General features: G+C 31.1%; 22 protein-coding genes and 1 tRNA gene. 7 read left to right on the forward strand and 16 right to left on the reverse strand.

From position 1 onward, the window contains the following. The first annotated feature begins 6 nt into the window (after positions 1–6). A complete protein-coding gene (locus tag MMJJ_RS07425; RefSeq protein ID WP_104838275.1) occupies positions 7–807 on the forward strand; it encodes an MBL fold metallo-hydrolase in 801 nt (266 codons plus the stop codon). A 17-nt stretch (positions 808–824) separates the two neighbouring features. On the opposite strand, the gene MMJJ_RS07430 is transcribed toward MMJJ_RS07425, so the two are convergent. From MMJJ_RS07430 to MMJJ_RS07440, 3 genes are read right to left on the reverse strand one after another with little or no spacing between them, the layout of a single operon-like run. Further along, entirely contained in the window at positions 825–1,220 is a 396-nt protein-coding gene (locus tag MMJJ_RS07430) for a type II toxin-antitoxin system VapC family toxin (protein ID WP_104838276.1), read from the reverse strand. Between the two features lie 9 nt (positions 1,221–1,229). Next, positions 1,230–4,211 carry an AAA family ATPase gene (locus MMJJ_RS07435; RefSeq protein WP_104838277.1) on the reverse strand — a complete coding sequence of 994 codons (2,982 nt, stop codon included), beginning with the start codon at positions 4,209–4,211 and terminating at the stop codon, positions 1,230–1,232. A 13-nt stretch (positions 4,212–4,224) separates the two neighbouring features. Next, positions 4,225–5,343 (reverse strand): DNA repair exonuclease, encoded by a 1,119-nt coding sequence (locus MMJJ_RS07440; protein ID WP_104838278.1) that lies wholly within the window; start codon positions 5,341–5,343, stop codon positions 4,225–4,227. Positions 5,344–5,445: 102 nt separating this feature from the next. Between MMJJ_RS07440 and MMJJ_RS07445 the strand changes: the two genes are divergently transcribed. Beyond that, positions 5,446–6,240, forward strand: coding sequence for an RlmF-related methyltransferase (locus MMJJ_RS07445; RefSeq protein WP_104838279.1), 795 nt, complete (start codon positions 5,446–5,448; stop codon positions 6,238–6,240). 17 nt (positions 6,241–6,257) lie between these two features. On the opposite strand, the gene MMJJ_RS07450 is transcribed toward MMJJ_RS07445, so the two are convergent. Together MMJJ_RS07450 and frhD are read right to left on the reverse strand one after the other, a co-directional pair. After that, a complete protein-coding gene (locus tag MMJJ_RS07450; RefSeq protein ID WP_104838280.1) occupies positions 6,258–6,452 on the reverse strand; it encodes a hypothetical protein in 195 nt (64 codons plus the stop codon). 127 nt (positions 6,453–6,579) lie between these two features. Beyond that, positions 6,580–7,062: a coenzyme F420-reducing hydrogenase, FrhD protein gene (gene frhD, locus MMJJ_RS07455; RefSeq protein ID WP_104838281.1), complete on the reverse strand. Its 483-nt coding sequence runs from the start codon at positions 7,060–7,062 to the stop codon at positions 6,580–6,582. 106 nt (positions 7,063–7,168) lie between these two features. On the opposite strand from frhD, the gene selB reads away from it, so the two are divergent. Together selB and mvk are read left to right on the forward strand one after the other, a co-directional pair. Beyond that, complete coding sequence (gene selB, locus MMJJ_RS07460) at positions 7,169–8,575, forward strand: selenocysteine-specific translation elongation factor (RefSeq protein WP_104838282.1); 1,407 nt, start codon at positions 7,169–7,171, stop codon at positions 8,573–8,575. Between the two features lie 10 nt (positions 8,576–8,585). Beyond that, positions 8,586–9,539, forward strand: a complete 954-nt coding sequence (mvk, locus tag MMJJ_RS07465; RefSeq protein WP_104838283.1) for a mevalonate kinase — start codon at positions 8,586–8,588, stop codon at positions 9,537–9,539. Between the two features lie 19 nt (positions 9,540–9,558). Here mvk and MMJJ_RS07470 read toward each other — a convergent pair whose 3' ends face one another. Both MMJJ_RS07470 and aroC read right to left on the reverse strand, forming a co-directional pair. Next, positions 9,559–10,713: a GTPase gene (locus MMJJ_RS07470; RefSeq protein WP_104838284.1), complete on the reverse strand. Its 1,155-nt coding sequence runs from the start codon at positions 10,711–10,713 to the stop codon at positions 9,559–9,561. Positions 10,714–11,096: 383 nt separating this feature from the next. Continuing rightward, entirely contained in the window at positions 11,097–12,218 is a 1,122-nt protein-coding gene (aroC, locus tag MMJJ_RS07475) for a chorismate synthase (protein WP_104838285.1), read from the reverse strand. Positions 12,219–12,301: 83 nt separating this feature from the next. On the opposite strand from aroC, the gene MMJJ_RS07480 reads away from it, so the two are divergent. From MMJJ_RS07480 to MMJJ_RS07490, 3 genes are all read left to right on the forward strand, one after another. Continuing rightward, the gene (locus MMJJ_RS07480; protein WP_104838286.1) at positions 12,302–13,456 is read left to right on the forward strand and encodes an FAD-dependent oxidoreductase; all 1,155 of its coding nucleotides are present in this window, start codon (positions 12,302–12,304) and stop codon (positions 13,454–13,456) included. Positions 13,457–13,494: 38 nt separating this feature from the next. Continuing rightward, on the forward strand, positions 13,495–13,968 hold the full coding sequence (locus MMJJ_RS07485) for a YqaA family protein (RefSeq protein ID WP_104838287.1): 474 nt from the start codon (positions 13,495–13,497) through the stop codon (positions 13,966–13,968). Between the two features lie 96 nt (positions 13,969–14,064). Then, positions 14,065–14,331 (forward strand): HypC/HybG/HupF family hydrogenase formation chaperone, encoded by a 267-nt coding sequence (locus MMJJ_RS07490; protein ID WP_011171274.1) that lies wholly within the window; start codon positions 14,065–14,067, stop codon positions 14,329–14,331. A gap of 25 nt (positions 14,332–14,356) precedes the next feature. On the opposite strand, the gene MMJJ_RS07495 is transcribed toward MMJJ_RS07490, so the two are convergent. The 9 genes from MMJJ_RS07495 to MMJJ_RS07535 form a co-directional block, all read right to left on the reverse strand. After that, positions 14,357–14,545, reverse strand: coding sequence for a 4Fe-4S dicluster domain-containing protein (locus MMJJ_RS07495; RefSeq protein ID WP_011171273.1), 189 nt, complete (start codon positions 14,543–14,545; stop codon positions 14,357–14,359). A 47-nt stretch (positions 14,546–14,592) separates the two neighbouring features. After that, the gene (locus tag MMJJ_RS07500; RefSeq protein WP_011171272.1) at positions 14,593–15,528 is read right to left on the reverse strand and encodes a phosphopyruvate hydratase family protein; all 936 of its coding nucleotides are present in this window, start codon (positions 15,526–15,528) and stop codon (positions 14,593–14,595) included. A 31-nt stretch (positions 15,529–15,559) separates the two neighbouring features. Next, positions 15,560–15,733 (reverse strand): DNA-directed RNA polymerase subunit K, encoded by a 174-nt coding sequence (locus MMJJ_RS07505; protein ID WP_011171271.1) that lies wholly within the window; start codon positions 15,731–15,733, stop codon positions 15,560–15,562. A gap of 37 nt (positions 15,734–15,770) precedes the next feature. Beyond that, a tRNA-Pro gene (locus MMJJ_RS07510) sits at positions 15,771–15,844 on the reverse strand. 37 nt (positions 15,845–15,881) lie between these two features. After that, positions 15,882–16,088: a DNA-directed RNA polymerase subunit N gene (locus MMJJ_RS07515; protein ID WP_011171270.1), complete on the reverse strand. Its 207-nt coding sequence runs from the start codon at positions 16,086–16,088 to the stop codon at positions 15,882–15,884. Between the two features lie 38 nt (positions 16,089–16,126). After that, entirely contained in the window at positions 16,127–16,531 is a 405-nt protein-coding gene (locus MMJJ_RS07520; protein WP_104838288.1) for a 30S ribosomal protein S9, read from the reverse strand. Positions 16,532–16,544: 13 nt separating this feature from the next. After that, positions 16,545–16,958: a 50S ribosomal protein L13 gene (locus MMJJ_RS07525; RefSeq protein WP_011171268.1), complete on the reverse strand. Its 414-nt coding sequence runs from the start codon at positions 16,956–16,958 to the stop codon at positions 16,545–16,547. Between the two features lie 20 nt (positions 16,959–16,978). Continuing rightward, a complete protein-coding gene (locus MMJJ_RS07530) occupies positions 16,979–17,341 on the reverse strand; it encodes a 50S ribosomal protein L18e (protein ID WP_011171267.1) in 363 nt (120 codons plus the stop codon). A 56-nt stretch (positions 17,342–17,397) separates the two neighbouring features. Then, positions 17,398–17,940: a DNA-directed RNA polymerase subunit D gene (locus tag MMJJ_RS07535; protein WP_011171266.1), complete on the reverse strand. Its 543-nt coding sequence runs from the start codon at positions 17,938–17,940 to the stop codon at positions 17,398–17,400. Positions 17,941–17,997: the final 57 nt, after the last annotated feature.

The raw sequence follows: 17,997 nt of genomic DNA on the forward strand, positions 1-17,997 counted from the left end.
TCAACCTTGTTAGAGATAGTATTTCTTGGGGGCGGAGGGGGCCGATGGGAGAGTATAACTCAAGTTAAAGGAACCGGGGGCTTTAGAATCCATTCTGAAAATATGAATATGCACGTTGACCCTGGAACCGGGGCTTTGGTTAGAATGAATCAGCTCCAGATTAACCCTTGGAAAACTGACGCAATAATTGCCACGCACTGTCACCCTGATCACTACACCGATGCAGAGTGTCTGGTTGAAGCAATGACAAAAGGCATGACCAAAAAACAAGGCATTTTGATTGGTAATAATTCTGTTTTAAATGGAAACAGCAGGTTTGAAAAAGGCATTTCAACGTACCACCAATCCAGAGTTGGGGAAAGGCATGTTTTAGGACCTTGTGACGAATTAAATATAAAAAACTGGAACATAACTGCAACAAAAACAAAACATAACGATCCTGAAACAATAGGATTTAAAATGGAAATTGAAGATGGGATAATTGGTTATACTTCGGATTCGGAATATATTGATTCATTAATTGAAGATTTTGATTCTGTAGATTTTTTAATTGCAAATGTAATTCGTGTTAAGGGTCAAAAAGTGCCCGGTCACATGTGTTCAAACGATATAATTGAAGTAGTAAATTCGATGAATAAAAAGCCAAAAATGCTCACGATGTACCACATGGGAATGAAAATGACTGACCCGGATTCTGAAGCAAGATATATTTCAAAAAATGTTGATATTCCAGTAATTCCTGCCAAAATCGGTTTAAAAGTAATTCTTGAAAATAAAACTTGTAAATTTGATTATATTACCTACTAAACTAATTTTTTTCAACATTATTTTAGATAACCCTGAAGTTCAAAGTGATTGTGCTGTTTTACAAGAATTATTGGAGTTCCAATATCAATTAAGTCTTTTTTTAGTTTTTTATCATTAGTACAGATTATAACATCTTTGTTTTCGTTAGAATAGTTTAAAATCATTTCATCTGCATATTTTCCGTTTGAATATTCAATAATTTCAAAATTTTTGGCATATTTTAGTGCAATGTTCACAGAAAGCTTTTCTTTTCCTTTAAATTCCAATTTTAATTTTTCAAGTTCTTTTAAAACGCAATCCATAATATATATTTTGTAACCTCTATCGATGGCAATATTTAATTCGTATTCAAAATTTATGCCCTGTTTAAATGCATAAATTAAAAAATTGGTGTCTGGAATTACTCTGTACATTTTTTTAACCTATTCTAAAGATATTTTTGAATTTTCGCCGATTTTTCTAACTTTTACAATGTTATCTGCAATCTGTTCGAGTTCTTGATGGTGTGTAATTATTGCCATCTGGTTTATTGTTTTTATGTTTTTGAATATATTTAAAAGATTTTTACGCCTATCTTCATCGAGATACGCTGTTGGTTCATCTAAAATGATACATTCGATATTATTACATACTGCTTTAGAAATTCCAAGCCTTAATGCAAGAGATACTGCAATCTGCTCCCCCCCACTCAAGGTTTCAACAGGAAGGCCGTCAACTATCAAGCTGTAATCGTCTTTTAACTGGATATGCGAATATGGAAGTTCAAATTCCTGAAAAATCTGGTTTGTGTGCCTTTGAATTAATGGAATATACTTTTCTCTTAAATACTTCTGAAAACCATCTTTTGAAAAGATTTCTCTTTTTATTTTATCGAGATATTCTTTAAATTCTTCAATTTTTCTTCTTTCTTCTTTTTTATTCGACAGATTTTGAATTTTTTCATTTAAATAAATTATATTCTCATTTTTAAGTTTTAATTCAGAAGTTATTCTCTCTAAAGTTCTTGAAATATCATTAAATTCATTAAATATATTTTCATAAACTTTTTTAGCGTTTTCATGCATTTCAGGATTGTAGTTTACGCTCTGAATATTTTTTTCAATTGTTAATCGTGTTTCAAGGAGTTTTTCACAAAAATGCTCTTTTTCAGCAATTTTTTGGTTTAAAAACTCATTTAAATTGTTTATTTCAACAGAATATGTTTTTGAATAATTTTTAAGAACTGCCAGACTTTCCATATATTTTTCATAACTTTTTTTACATTCTGATAATTTGTTTTCAAAATCTGATTTTTCAGCTTCCCATTTAACGTAACATTCAACAATTCCAATTTTTGAAGAAATATCGTTTTGAATATTTTTTAATTCCGTTTTTAGGTTAATTTCTCTTTCTAAATTGTAAATAATGTTTTTTAATTCATCTTTTAAATTTTCAAGGGATTTTTTTTCATTTTCAATTTTTGAAGAATCGTAATCTCCAATAATTTTTGAAAGTTCCAATTTTTTATTTAAAATTTCAGATTCTTCATTTTTAGTTAAAAATTGGGCAGAATAATTGTAATTTTTATAATCTTTTTCCAAATCTTTTAATTTATTTTCAATTAAACTTATTTCGTCATTCAGTGAAGAATATTCGTTAATTTTTCCAATTAATTCGTTTAATTTTTCAGTAGTTTCGATTATCGATTCTTCAACTTTTAAAGAATAATTCTTTTTTTCTTTTAATTCCCCGTATTTTAATTTGAAAGAATCAATTTCATTTAATTTAACTTTGATATGCTCTTTTTTGTTTAATATGATTTCAAGCTGTTTTTTAAGACTTTCAGTTGATAATTTTTCATTTTCAATTTCAGAATTATATTTTTCAAGTAATTCCTGCTTTTTTTCTTCACTTATTTTGGACTGACACACATGACACGAATCTTTGGTTTTTTCAAGCTCTGCTTTAGAATTTTTAGTTTCTGAAATTTTACTTTCTTTTTTCAAAACGATTTCATTTAATTTATCTATTTTTTCAGATAAATCTTCATATTTTTCTTTAAATTCAATTTCTAGATTTATTTTTTCTTCTATTTTTTTTAAATCAGTTAATTCAGAAATTAATTTTGTTTTTTCATCAGTTTCGTTTTGAAATTTTTTTTCAAGGTCATTTTTTTCTTTTAAAAGATTTTCATAACTATTTTTTTTAGTTTTTAGTTCTTCAAAAGTTTTAATCGAGTCATCGTAAATTTTAACACTATCAAAAAGAGTTTCCACTGTTTTTTTGTGGATTTTTATTTCATAAATCTGTTTTTCAATAAATTCTAATTCCTTAATTTTTTCTTTTATTTTATCCAAAATTAGAATTTTTTCTTCATTTTCTTTTAAATTTTCTTTCAATTCATCAGGATTTTTTTTATTATCTTTTAAAGATTCTTCTAAGTTATTTAATTCTTTTATTAACGATTCTTCAATTGTTTTTAGTTTATTATATGATTCATAGTTGGATTTGTGGTTTATTAACTTATTCTTCAATTCTTTAATGTTTAATTCAAGTTCTAAATATTTTTTGTAATTTTCTTCATTTTTAGATATGTTTTTTGATTCTTCAACAACTAAACTTAGTGAATTTTTGAAATTTTGAATTTCTAAATTTATATTTTTAATTTCTGAAATAACATCCTTTAAATTTTCTTTTAACCGGTTATTTTCAGCAAATTTTTCTTCCATATGGGTTAATTCTGAATTTTTTTCAAGTTTTAGTTTTTCTAAATTTCCATATTTTTTTAATATTTCTTCTTTTAAAATTTCAGATTCAGAAACTTCAATTTTTAATTTTTCAAGATTTTCCAAAATTTCAGGTTCCTGAGTTAGCTCCCCTTCAAGTTTCAAAAGCGTTTCTTCATAGCTCTTTTTTACAATATTCATTTTTTCAGAGGCTTTTTCATATTTTTCAATTCCAAGAAGCTTTCCAATAACCTCTTTTCTATCTCTTGGAGTCATCTGGATTAAATTTGCAATTTCGCCCTGTTTTATATATATTGCATTTGAAAATACGCTGTTATCAATTTCTAATATTTCTTCCATTTTTTTGTTGATTTCAGATGCAGATTCCGCATTTAATTTTCCGTTAACGTATAATTTGTCATCTGTTTTATTTTGAAACCTTTTTCTTTTTACAAGATATGTATTTCCCATCATTTCAAATTCTAATTCTACAGAAAAAGATGCAGAGCCCTGTTGCATTAAATTTTCAATCCTAAAATTGTTTCCACGCGGAGCAAAAAGTGCAAAATTCATTGCTTGAAAAATTGACGACTTTCCACTTCCATTTTGCCCAATTATTGAAGTTATTCCTTTGTTAAAATTTATCGAGGTGTTTCTGTGGCTTCTGAAGTTTTCCATTTTGATATTTTTAATAATCATTAACTGCGCCCCCTTAGTAATTACCTTTAAAATAGTCATTTACGTAAAGCAATGAATCTTCATCGTTTTCTAAAAGCTTTTTATAGAGTCCATAAACGAAATTTACATCCATTTCTTTATTTTTAATATATTCCTGGAAAATTTCTTCAATGCTGCTTTCATTAATGATTAAAGATTCTTCAAGGTTTTCATCAATCCTGCTTATTCGTTTGTAGAGTGTTAAATCGGCAATTTCATCGTTAAATGAATTAAATAAATTTTCAACGATATCACAGTATAAAACTGGCTTTTTCTTTTCATTCTGCAAACTTTGGAGTTCTTTAATTGTTTTTTCGTAATCATTTTCATTCTTAATTTTTTTATCGATCAAGAAATTTCTGCATTCAACGTCGATCTTTTGAATTGAATTAATATCAAAATCCCCGCTTAAATCCCCTAAATAAAATCCTTTTCCATTTTTTTTGTAATCTTTAACTTCACTAACAGACATGATATCCGTTGACCCGGCATAAGAAAATACTGAATTTCCATCATTGATTGGTTTTAATGCTCTTTGATGAATGTGGCCTCCTGCAATATAGTTAAAATCATCTGGAAAGTCGGTAACTTGCATTTCAAAGCTTTGCGGGATAAATGGGTTCACGCTCTGGTGAAATAAAAGTATCTTTTTTTTGTAATTTTTAGAATCAGAATTGATTTTTTCCAAGTCTTCGTAAGTTTTTGGAATTTTGTTTTGGGATACGTATTCAATTCCCCCAATGAAGACTTCGTTGTTAAAAACATGGGACTTATTTTTTCCAAAAGTTAGTAAACTGTTTCCAAGTATTTTTTTCAAAAGTCCAAACGGTTTTCCTTTCTGTTGGCTTTTTGGAATGTCGTGATTTCCATGGATTAAATAAATTGGTATATTTTTTTCCTTTAATTTTAATAATCCTTCCATTGCACACCTTATTGCATTTACTGGAGGCTGCGGGCTTTCAAATAAGTCGCCACTATGAATTACAAAATCAGGGCGTATCTCAATAATTTTATCGATACATTCTAAAAATGATTCGTAAATATCGTTTTCCCGCTCGTCAAGGCTGTACTGGCGGTATCCGAGGTGATTATCCGCCATGTGAACAAATTGCATAATATCGCTCCAAAATTACTTAAGTTAACATTCAACCGTATTTGTTAAATATTTTTTTATATTATTGTACCATCAATCATTTTAAAATAAAATGTGAAACCCATGAAACAGGAACCCCTAGAACTCGGACTGAAAATTGAAGATGCGATTTTGGTAAATGAAAAGTTGAAAGATTTTGTCGTGTATAAATCTGGAAAACCAAGAATTGATTTTAAGAATAAAGAAGCAATGAAAGAATATAATATTGCAATATTGGACCATGTTTTTGGATTAAATATGGATTTTCATGAAGATGCACTCATTCCGACACCCATTAACAGGTACTTATTTATAAAAAATATTTTTGATGAAAAAGATGACATTAAAGATGTTCTCGAGATTGGAACGGGTTCTGGAATCATCTCAATATTGATTGCAAAATATTTTGAGTGTAATGTCACTGCAACAGACACGGTTTCTGATTATTTAAAAATTGCAGAAGGAAATATTTCAAAAAATAATCTTACTTCAAAAATAAATTTGATAGATTCAAAGGGAAAAATAATTTTTGATATTCCAGAATTAAAAAACAAAAAATTTGATTTAATAATATCCTACCCTCCATACTATGCAGATAATTCAGTTGCATCAAAAAGAAGTTTTGGCGGAGCTTTTGCAAGCGAAGTTGAATTAATCGGTGGCGGGGCTTATGGGGAAGTATTTTCTCAAAAGATAATCGAAGAAGGAATGGATCATTTAAATAATGGTGGAATCGTTGCAATAATGTTTCCAGAAAAGCCTTTCGAGCGAAGAAAACTTGTCGAAGATAAAATTTTGGAACTCGGACTAAAACTTGAAAAATCAGAAATAACGACTGGAAAAAGAATCAGGCATATTATAAAAGCTAAAAAAGAATAATATGCATATAATTTATTTTATAATATCGTATACCCAAGTATTTCTATTTTTGAAAGAATTTCAAAAGATCTATCTTCAATTCTTGGTTTGATTGCCCCATATTTTTTTAAAAGTATTTCTTTTGCCTCAAATGGATTTTCAGCTTCAATATTTTCTGTTTTTATAATATCCTCATCGCCAGTGAAAAAAAGCTTTATTTTGTAACTTTTCATGAATTCCCCCTCAAAAAACTCAATAATAAATTTGTGTTTTAAACGGGTTAAAGTAATTTTTGTTTGATCAAATCAAATTTCAAAAAAAGTATTTTTGGAATATTTCTTAATTTTTAAATTTGTTAAGTTATTCGTTTATTTTTTCAAGAACCAGTTTTACTGCACCGTCAAGGGATGCTTTAACTTCTTCAGTCAATCCAACTTCGATATCAGGCATTGTTACCCTCTTTGCTTGACATCCGATAACTGTTACATCGATTCCAGATTCTTTCGCTTTTATTAAGTAGTCTGAAAGAGGCATATCATGTGCATCAAAGGTGTATTTGTCTATTTTTGTGAGATCTTCAGTTGATAATATTTTTAGGGTTCCAGGGGGGAGCTGAAAATCAATAATGTCGACAATAATAATTTTTTTAGTATTGCACTCTTCATCCATTATTGACATTAAATAATAAGGTGCTCCAGTTCCTGCATCAATTAGTCCAACGTTTTTAGGAAGCTCCATCTTTTCAAGCTTTGAAATTACTTCGTATCCAAAACCATCATCTGCGAATATCAAATTTCCGCAACCAAAAACTAAAATCTCGTATTTTAAAGAATCGGGGATCATATCTATCACCAAAAAATCAGTTCAAAATTTATTTATCCTTTTATATCTAAGTGCATATATAATCTAGGTATATTATTTTATAGGAATCGGTTATAAGGGTAAGAAAATGGACTTTAAAAATATTAATCTTGGAATTTTTGGACACATCGATCACGGAAAAACGACGCTTTCAAAAGTTTTAACTGAAATTGCATCAACTTCGGCACACGATAAACTGCCAGAATCTCAAAAACGTGGAATTACAATAGATATCGGTTTTTCAGCATTTAAACTTGAAAATTATCGTATAACTTTAGTTGATGCACCCGGACACGCTGATTTAATTAGGGCTGTAGTAAGTGCTGCAGATATAATCGATCTTGCATTGATTGTGGTTGATGCAAAAGAAGGGCCAAAAACACAGACTGGGGAACACATGTTAATTCTCGACCACTTTAACATTCCAATAATCGTTGTGATTACAAAGTCTGATAATGCAGGAACTGAAGAGATCAAAAGAACTGAAATGATTATGAAGTCCATTTTACAATCAACACACAATTTAAAAAACAGTTCAATCATTCCAATTTCCGCAAAAACTGGATTTGGTGTGGATGAACTTAAAAATTTGATTATAACTACGTTGAATAATGCAGAAATTATTAGAAATACTGAAAGCTATTTTAAAATGCCGCTTGACCACGCATTTCCTATAAAAGGGGCCGGAACTGTTGTAACTGGAACTATTAACAAGGGAATTGTAAAAGTAGGTGATGAATTAAAAGTTCTTCCAATAAATATGTCTACGAAAGTTAGGAGTATACAGTATTTCAAAGAAAGTGTTATGGAAGCAAAAGCGGGTGACAGAGTTGGAATGGCAATTCAGGGAGTTGATGCAAAACAGATCTATCGAGGATGTATTTTAACTTCAAAAGATACTAAATTACAGACTGTTGATAAAATAGTTGCTAAAATAAAAATTTCAGATATTTTTAAGTACAATTTAACTCCAAAAATGAAAGTTCATTTGAATGTTGGAATGTTGATAGTTCCTGCAGTTGCAGTTCCGTTTAAAAAAGTTACATTTGGCAAAACGGAAGAAAATATAATTTTAAATGAAGTAATTTCGGGAAACGAATGCTACTGCGCATTTGAACTCGAAGAAAAGGTTTTAGCAGAAGTTGGAGATAGGGTATTAATTACAAGGCTTGATCTTCCACCAACAACACTTAGAATTTGCGGTCATGGTTTAATCGAGGAATTTAAACCAATAAAAGACTTAAATATTAAAAAAGAAGTACTGCGTGAAGGAAAAGTTAAAATCGATAAGGGAAGAACCGTAATCGATGGGCTGGCTCAATCAAAGGTTGCAGCTGAAAAATTAATCGGTGAAGAAATATCTATTGAAGGAAAAGATATTGTTGGAAAAATAAAAGGAACTTTTGGAACGAAGGGTCTTTTAACTGCAGAATTTAGCGGAAATGTTGAAAACCGTGACAAGGTAATATTAAACAGGCTTAGAAGATGGGGTTAAGGTGGATTATATGAATACGATAAAAACCCCCTCAAAAATTATACTATTTGGAGAACACGCGGTAGTTGACGGATATCCGGCAATTTCAATGGCACTTGATTTAAAAACAACTGGCGAAATTGAAGAAAATTTTGATACAATTTCAATAGATCTTGTAGATTTAAATGAAATTTTTGAAATAACTCCTGAATTAATTAAGAATTTAGAAATTTCAAATTTCAGCCCTGCATTAAAGTATGTGGTTTGTGCTGTAAAATCTGTAATATTTTATTTATCCGAATTTAAAAATTTAAAAGAGATAAAGCCTTTTAAATTAAAATTATATTCTGAAATACCGCTTAGTTGTGGATTGGGATCATCTGCATCCGTAGTTGTAACAGTTATCCGTTCGATTTCAAATTTTTATGGGATTGAATTAGATAATGATGAAACAATAAATCTTGCATACTCTGTTGAAAAAGAAGTTCAGGGTAGAGCAAGTGTAACGGACACTGCAACGATTTCACTTGGGGGTATGATTGAAATTGTAAACGGCGAGTACAAACCAATGCCTAAAAACTTGGAAGAATTTATAAAAACTTGCAAATTTCTGGTTGTAAATGTTGAAGAGAGAACTAGAAAAACTGCAGAACTTGTACATGACGTTTCAAAGCACCCTGAAAAAGAGCAAATTTTTGAAGAAATTGGAAAAATAATTCAAAATGTAAGGCAAGTTACAGGCAAAGCAGAACTTGGAAAATTGATGAATGAAAACCACGAACTACTTCGAAAATTTGGAATTTCAACTGAAAAATTAGATTTGGTTGCAAAAGCAGGTCAAAAATACGCTTACGGGGGAAAATTAACTGGTGCCGGAGGAGGGGGTTCTGCAATAATACTTTTAAAAGAAGATCGAGAAGAACTTTTAAAAGAACTAAAAAAAATAGGCGTAATTGGAATTTACGAATGTAAAATGGCTAATTAAAATTTTATTTTATTTTATTTTACCTTTTTTCGCCTACTCCAACGTAGATTCTGTGTTTTCCAATTCTGCCATCACCAAGAGAATACAATTCGATATCACTTGTTCTTGCAAGCTCTTCAACTTTTTTTCTGCCAGTATCTCTTGATTTTTCAGAAAATGAGATAATTACAAAAGCATCATCTAATTCTTTTATTCCAATAACCGGTCTCGTGTTTAACTTTCCAAGTTCATCTATATTTTCAAGATGCAAGATAATCTGATCGGCATCGTTGATAAATGGGAAGTCTTTTAAATATTTGGTTATAAAATCGATGTTTTTAGTTCTTTTCTGTTCGTATTTTTTTAAGTTCATTCTGTGGTAGTTTAATTTTCCATTCTGGAACTCTCTAATTATGCTTTTTGAAGTCCTGTCAATATCGATTTTACCGTCTTTTGTAAGGAAATTTAATTTAGTTCCGATTTTTTCAAGAAGTTCTATATTTATCTCTTCACCAATTTCAAAACCGTAGTATTCTTTCAAAATCGTGTTATCGAATGTATGAATACGGCTTAATATCTTTAATGCTGGGGATATAACGTCATCCGCCTTTTCATATCTTAATGCGCCAGATATTACAAGTTCATCTTCATCTTTTGGCTCAATTATCCCTGGAGAATCTAATAGTTTAATGTCTTTTGTTAATTTTACCCACTGTTCTCCAACTGTTAATCCTGCGGTAAGTCCACTTCTTGCACTTTTTTTACCCGTTAATGCATTGATTATTGAGGATTTTCCAACATTTGGATACCCTACAATTCCTACCTGGCCATATTTTATGCTGTTTGAATTTAGGTAAGTCTTAATTTCATCCCTTAACATCTTGGTACCTAATTTTTCTTTGGCACTTACAAAAACTACGGAAGAATCCGGATTTTCAGATTTGAATTTGTTTTTCCATTTTTCGAGGATTTTTTTGGGAACTAAATCTGATTTGTTAATTACGTAAATTAATTTTTTATTTTTTTCAATAGTGTACTCTTCAAGAGCTCTGTTTCGGGTAGTTTCTGGATCCCTTGCGTCAACGACTAAAAGTACAATATTGCATTCGTATATAATTTTATGAACCATTCTTCTCATGGGGATTTTGTTTTCCATAGTATCCATCTTTAGGTGTTTTACTGAGTTATTTAACATAATTCGACTTAATATATAAGATAGCCTGTAGTTTTAAAAATAATATAATGGCTTTAAAAAAAGGTTTTTTGAATAAAATAGATTTACTACTGAAAAATTAGATTATTAAAGATGATTTAGTGGTTATCAAAAGCCATATATTCATTAAACGCTATTTAGCGAGTTACGGGCCTTTTTTGCGGTTAATATCCCCCATTCCTCACATAATCTATATATATCATGATATTGAAAGTTTATAGTGCACTTGCTTGTAGATAACATACAGGTGCTATTATCGTTGGATTAATGGGGATTATACGTTAGGATGTGGGATTTTTTGGATTGAGTTCTGCATCCGCTTTTTTTATTATTTTTTAAAAGAATTTAAAGTTTTTCTATTGGTTTTATAGTCTGCAAGGGTGAATATATCCTCCTGAAATCATTAAATCTGCAACCGTTATTGCAGCCATTGATTCGAGTACAGGAATTACTCTTGGAACGATTATCGGGTCGTGTCGGCCGCCAATTTCGATTTTTTCAGTTTCATTTGATATTAAATTTACACTGTCTTGAATTTTTGAAATTGAGGGGGTAGGTTTTATTGAAACCCTAATGACAACTGGAGAACCGGTACTAATTCCACCAATAATTCCTCCAGCATTGTTAGTTTTTTCATTTATTGAATTTTCATCAATATAATATTCGTCATTCATTTCGCTTCCATATAATTCTGAAGATTCAAAACCTCTGCCTATTTCAAATCCTTTCACGGCATTAATTCCAATGAATGCACTTCCAAGTTTTCCTTCTAATTTATTGAATACTGGATTTCCAACTCCTTGAGGAATTCCTTTTATAATTATTTCAATTATTCCTCCAACGCTGTCTTTTTTATCCATTGCATCAAGTACATAATTTTTCATTTCATCGCTATTTTTTGAAGGGCATCTTAAGGGATTATTTTCCGTTTTTTCAAATAATTTTTCGATATTTGAATCACTTTCAAAGAATTTTGGGTTTTTATAGTAATCAAAATCTCCTTTTATTTTTCCAATTTTTGTAGAGTAACCGATTATTTTAATATTGTGCGTAAATTCAATTAATTTTTTAGCAACTGCTCCACCAATCACGTTTCCAATTGTGGTTCTTCCGCTACTTCTTCCACCGCCCCTGTAGTCGTAATTTCCGTACTTTAAAAAGTAGTTTAAATCAGCATGTCCTGGTCTTGGGGTATCTTTAATTTTGCTGTAATCCTTTGATTTTTGTCCTTTGTTAAATACGAGTCCTGAAATCGGTGTACCTGTAGTTTTTCCTTCAAATATCCCTGAAAGAATTTCCACTTTATCTTCTTCTTTTCGCGGTGTTGAGAATATACTGTATCCGGGTCTTCTTCTGTTCAATTCATTTTGAATATCTTCTTCTAAAATGGGTAGATTTGCAGGACATCCATCAACTACTGCACCTAATGCTTTTCCGTGGCTTTCCCCCCAAGTCGTTACTCTAAAATTATCCCCAAAAGTGTTCAATGTATCACCGTGATTTCGTAAGATATAAACATAATACATTCAATACATTAGATATACTGGTTTAAAAAATGAGGGGATGGATTATGATTGCAGTTGTAGGTGGAGGACCTGCAGGTCTTTCATGTGCTCACGCACTCGCTAAACGGGGGCTTGATGTTGAACTCTACGAAATGGATAAACTCGGGGGAACCTGCCTAAATTACGGTTGTAGGTATGTAAATGCTTTGAAAGAAGTTGCAGACATAATTGATAATTTAAATGCAATAACTGGAAAAAAACATGATTTAAATGATATAATTTCACTTGACGAACTTCATGAAAAAGTTTATAAAATTCACAAATCGATGCGAGAAAATGCAAAAAAAACGCTTGAAAAAAAGGGAATTTTTGTAAAATTTGAAGAGTTTAAGGAAGATTATGAAAAAAAATACGATTACGTGGTTTATGCGACAGGGCAAAATTATTCTAAAAATTATTTAGGAATTGAATGTGCAACACACAAAGAACTTCCATATTTAAAAAAATTGCCAAAAAAAATTTTAATAATTGGTGGTGGGACTGTTGCAGCAGAATATGCTTCGATTTTTTCTATTTTTGGAAGTGATGTAACAGTTTATGCAAGGTCAAAATTCTTAAAAAAAATTAAAGATGATGAAGTCAGGGATTACATCATAAATGACCTTTCAAATTTTAAAATAACAAATAATGAAGAAGAAATGAAGAAAATGCTTTACAATGACGAATATTTTAATATTTTGGCGATAGGCGGTAAAAAAAGATATGAAACAAACGAATATTTTCAGGTTTCTGGAAAATCAAAAGTTTATGCGTGTGGAGATTCAGTAAGGGGCGGATATACACCAATTGCCAACCGGGAAGGCAGAATTGTTGCAGAAAATATATTTAATGAGATAAATAATCTTCCCTTAAAAAAAATGGATTATGGGGTGGAAGTTGCTACAATTCGAATGCCAATTAATATATCCGTTGTTGGAAAACAGACTAATGATTTTAAAACGTCTTACAACCGTCCGGGAACAGGATATTACTTCAAAAAAGCTGAAAAACGTGGAATGAATAGAATTTATTATGAAAATGGAAAAGCAGTTGGAGCAGTTGTAATGACTAATTCGACTGAGCTTGCACCGTATTTTGCACAGTACTTAAAAGGAATTGAAGTTTACAAAGATTTTGTGGAAGTTTACCCAACAACAGATCCTTTTTACTGGCAGTTTTAAATACAAATTAAATTATATTTTTTAAAAAATGGTATAGTATGGATTTTGTTGCAGTGGGTATGGACCTTGTTAATACATATGGACTTTTGGCTATTTTTTTAATTGGATTTTCAGAGCCAATTTTCCAACCAATTCCAACCGAAGTTTTTATGGTGGGCGGCCTTGCTCTCGGACTTGATTGGCGGTATGTAATATTGGTATCCACGTTAGGGAGTACGTTAGGGGGAATTGTAACATATTTTATAGCTTCGAAATATGGTGAAAATCTATTTTTAAAACTATTTAACAAAGAAAAGTATTCAAGCGCAGAAGAATTTTTAACTAAATGGGGCCCTCTTGGAATAATTATTATAAGTTTCACCCCAATTCCATTTGAGGTTATCTGCTGGCTTTCAGGGATATTTAAAATGCCATTTAAAATTTACGTTTCAGCATTGATTATAAGCAGGATTATAAAACACGGGCTTGTAGTACTTCCTTTTGCGGCTTTAGGCAGTATATTTCCTTTTTAATGATCTTTTTTTAAAAATTTTATCGATATTTATAAATAGATTAATTGCAGATTTAGAAATATCACTTTTATCTTATGTTATTTCGGGTGAAATCAAATGTGTCTTGCAATTCCATCAGTAGTTATCGATATATTCGAAGAAGATGGTGAAAAATATGCTCTTGCAGAATACAAGGGTGTAAAACAAAAAGCAAAACTTGCACTCATAGAGGGCGTTGAAATTGGGGATTATGTATTGATCCACACGGGATACGCTCTTGAAAAAATGAGTGAAGATGAAGCAAAATTGAGTTTGGATGCATGGGAAGAATTGTTTGATGTACTCGATGAAATGGATGGAGTCAAAAAAGAAAATTCTGAATAAGTTAAATTGAAAAAATAATTAATATTTAGTCTTCTTTTACTGTTATTGCATCAGTTGGGCATACATCAACGCATACCATACATAATGTACAGTCTGATTCTTTTGCAACAACTACTTTGTCGTCCTGAATTTCAAAAACTTCTACAGGACATGTGTTTACACATTCGGCACATTCTGGGCCTTTACATTTATCATAATCAATTACAACACTCATTTTATCCCCTCATTTTGTTTACACAATATATTTTAAAACTCAAAGTATTAAAATCTTGTAATATTGGGGCTGTTTAAAATCCGTTCAATGTTCCAGATTTCATTTAATACTTTCGAGTTAATATTTGCACGCAAAAACGGAACTTTAAATCCAATTGCTATGTGGGGAAATGATGTGTTGTTTCCAGAAATTGTTGGAGTTAATCCTTTTTCAATTGTGTAATTGATATAATAATTCATTTCTGTAAGTGTTCCCATTAAATATGGGTCTACTTTTGAAAAATCCGCTTCTTCATCGATATTTTCAGTACATAAAATTCCGTCGAATTCGATTATTTCGGAACTTTCTAAGTAATCGAGTTCCTCGATTTCAGGGCTAAATTCAGAAATTTTTGCACCAACTAATATTTCGATATCTTCTTCTTCTGAAATATTTGCGACAATTCCTTTGAATTTTCCAATGTCGTTGAATAAATTTTTAGAAATATATTCTCCATAATTATTTTTAAAAGCGTATTCTTCAGAAAGTTCTGATAATAATTTATTGTAAATATATACCATTTCGCCAATCGATTCAGCCATAGGGATTGTCAAAAGCTGGTTTAAACCGTCTGAAACTAAAGAACATCCTACAATCGGGAGATTTGTCGATAATACTCCACCAATATGCTTAAACAATGGAATTTCAATACTGTTTGCAGCAGCTCTTGCAACACTTAACGAGGTACCCATTGTAGCTTTTGGGCTGTCTACTGAGGTGTCACATATTATTGAATCAATGATATCTTGGTCATACGCAGGATATCCAACAAGCTCTGGAGCAATTACATTTTCGACATCAGAAATTATATAGTCAGGATTTTCTGCATTTATTGTATCATAACCAATTCCTTTATCGGTCAGTGTAGCAATCCTTACTTGGATTTTTGAGTCTTTAAAAACCTTTTTTGCAGTTATCCTTTTTATGGATGTGCTGTTTTCCACGAAAATCCCCCAAAAGATTTAAAATAGTTATTTAATTTTTAGCCTGTTTTTTAACACATAATGGGAGTTTACCCTGTTTTACTTCATCATCTGCTAGATCTAACGATGAAGTCTTTTCTGATTCGATTGCGAGTGGAGCACCGTCCGAAATTTGGAGGGATCTTGCACCGATTAATCGCGCAGTTTCAAATTTGGTTAATTTCATAAAATCACCCAAAAGGACGTTATAAATTAATAAAAAGTGGGGCCGCCGAGATTCGAACTCGGGTTGCACGCCCCCCAGACGCACAGGATGGCCAGGCTACCCCACGGCCCCGTCTGAATAGATTGGTAATAAGTAAATAATAAAGTAATTATTTGTATTCGACTATGTCGTCAAATAATTCTCTGTCATTGTCCAATCTGTGGGATGCGAACATTCTTCTACAACAGTATTTTTTGATTTCTAAATCGTTTAAAATTTCTTCTGGGTTTTCGCCATTTTTGAGTCTAGTTCTGTATTCTTCATAAACTTCAGAAATTACATTCCCACAAGAAAAACATCTGATTGGAAATATCACTATTACCACCTAAAAAACGTAAAGGGAAAGAAAAATAATTATCTGTATGATTTCTGTCTTTTAGCTCTTGGACCTTTTGAGGACTTACTTGGTTTGTGTGGTTCGGTTCTTCTTGCGTCACTGACAAGTAATGTTCTGTCGTAACTTAAGAATTTTTCTTTCAAATCCATTTTACCAGTAAATTCAACAATAGCTTTACCTAAAGCGGTTCTTGTAGCATCCATTTGGCTTACTATACCGCCACCTTTAACATCAATATCTACATCAATGCTGCTTAAAGCTTCGCCTGCTAAGATAACAGGTTCCATTAATTTCATTTTGATGTATTTAGGTTCCATTAATTCTAATGGTTTTTTGTTAATTCTGATTTTACCGCTTCCTTCTTTTGCAGTAGCTCTTGCAATTGCGGTTCTTCTTTTACCTACTGTGTGGACTACTTTCACACTTTCACCTCAATTAGAATTTAGCACCTAAGAATTGGCTTAATTCTCCAACGGTTACATATTTGATTGTATTTGGTGCGCTACCTAAGTTAATATCGATAGAAACCCCTTCAGGAACTCCAACTTCAATTTTAATTTTTTTGAAAGCTTCTACTCCTCTAGGTTTTTTGTAGGGAAGCATTCCTCTGATAACTCTTCTTACGATGTCGTCAGGTCTTCTAGGGTATTTTGGACCCATTTTTTTAGGGTTTGAAATACTTTTTCTTGTTCTGAGTTGTACATATTTTTGGAATATGTATTCTTTGTTTCCAGTCATAATTGCTTTTTCAGCGTTTACAACGGTTATTTCTTCACCGCTTAGTGCAAGTTTAGCAACGTATGAAGCTAATCTTCCAACAACTGCATTTTCAGCGTTTACAACAACCATAATTCCACCTTCGTGTTTAATTACGCCATAATGGTTACTTTAGAACCTTTAGGGTTTTCTGCAATAAGTTCTTCGATTGTTAAACATTTTCCGCCTACAGCTTCAATTGCTGATTTCGCAGTTTCTGAGAATGAAAATGCTGCAACGGTTACGTTTACTTTTAATGACCCAGCACCGAGTACTTTGCCTGGAATTAATAATACATCGCCTTCTGATGCATATCTGCTGATTTTGCTTACGTTTACTTCAACTTTTTTTCTAGCTGGTTTAGCTAACTTTTTAGCAACATCTTTCCAGATTGGTGCGCTGTTTTTGAATGATTCTTCTTTTAACTTCTGAATCAATTCAGGAGTTTTTGGGTTTGTTGACATGATTTTTTTCATAAATTCACCCTTATGATATTGATTCATAATTTCCAATAATTTGGAAGAAAGAGTAATTAATTTTCGTCACTTAATTCTTGGCCTTCTAATTCTAATAAGAATTTTTCAGCTTTATTTTTTAAAATTTCAAGTGAAGATCTTATAATGTCTTCAGCATCCATGTTTCCGAATGACTCAATTTTAAATTCCACTTCGTCATTTGATATTTGTTTGTAACTTGCATTGCAGGGTTGCCATTTTGCATGAATTTTTCCTGTGCCAACAAGAGCTTCGGTTTCTAACTCAAGTTTTTGGTCTTCTGCTAATTTTACTATAGGAATATTTTCAAAAGCAGGCTCACCGGATTCTGATTTTAAATCTGATGAATATACTGTACAAGGTCCTTCTTTGGATATTGTAAGTACTATAACTTCATCACCGCTTACCGGAACTCCTTTTATTGGAATTAATCCAAGTCTGTGAGCTAGAACTTCATCGTACATTGAAGATGTGTTTTCATAAAAGTATACATTTTCAATAGCATATGTAGGAACTTCTGAAATCATTATTCTTCTCAATGCACTGGAAAAAGATAAAGGGGCTTTTAATTCCATTTTCATGATTTCCCCTATTCTCTTTTCCTCTTTTTGGATATTTTTTATCAAAAAAATCACCAA

Source organism: Methanococcus maripaludis (assembly GCF_002945325.1).
Classification (GTDB): domain Archaea; phylum AGJL01; class Methanococci; order Methanococcales; family Methanococcaceae; genus Methanococcus; species Methanococcus maripaludis.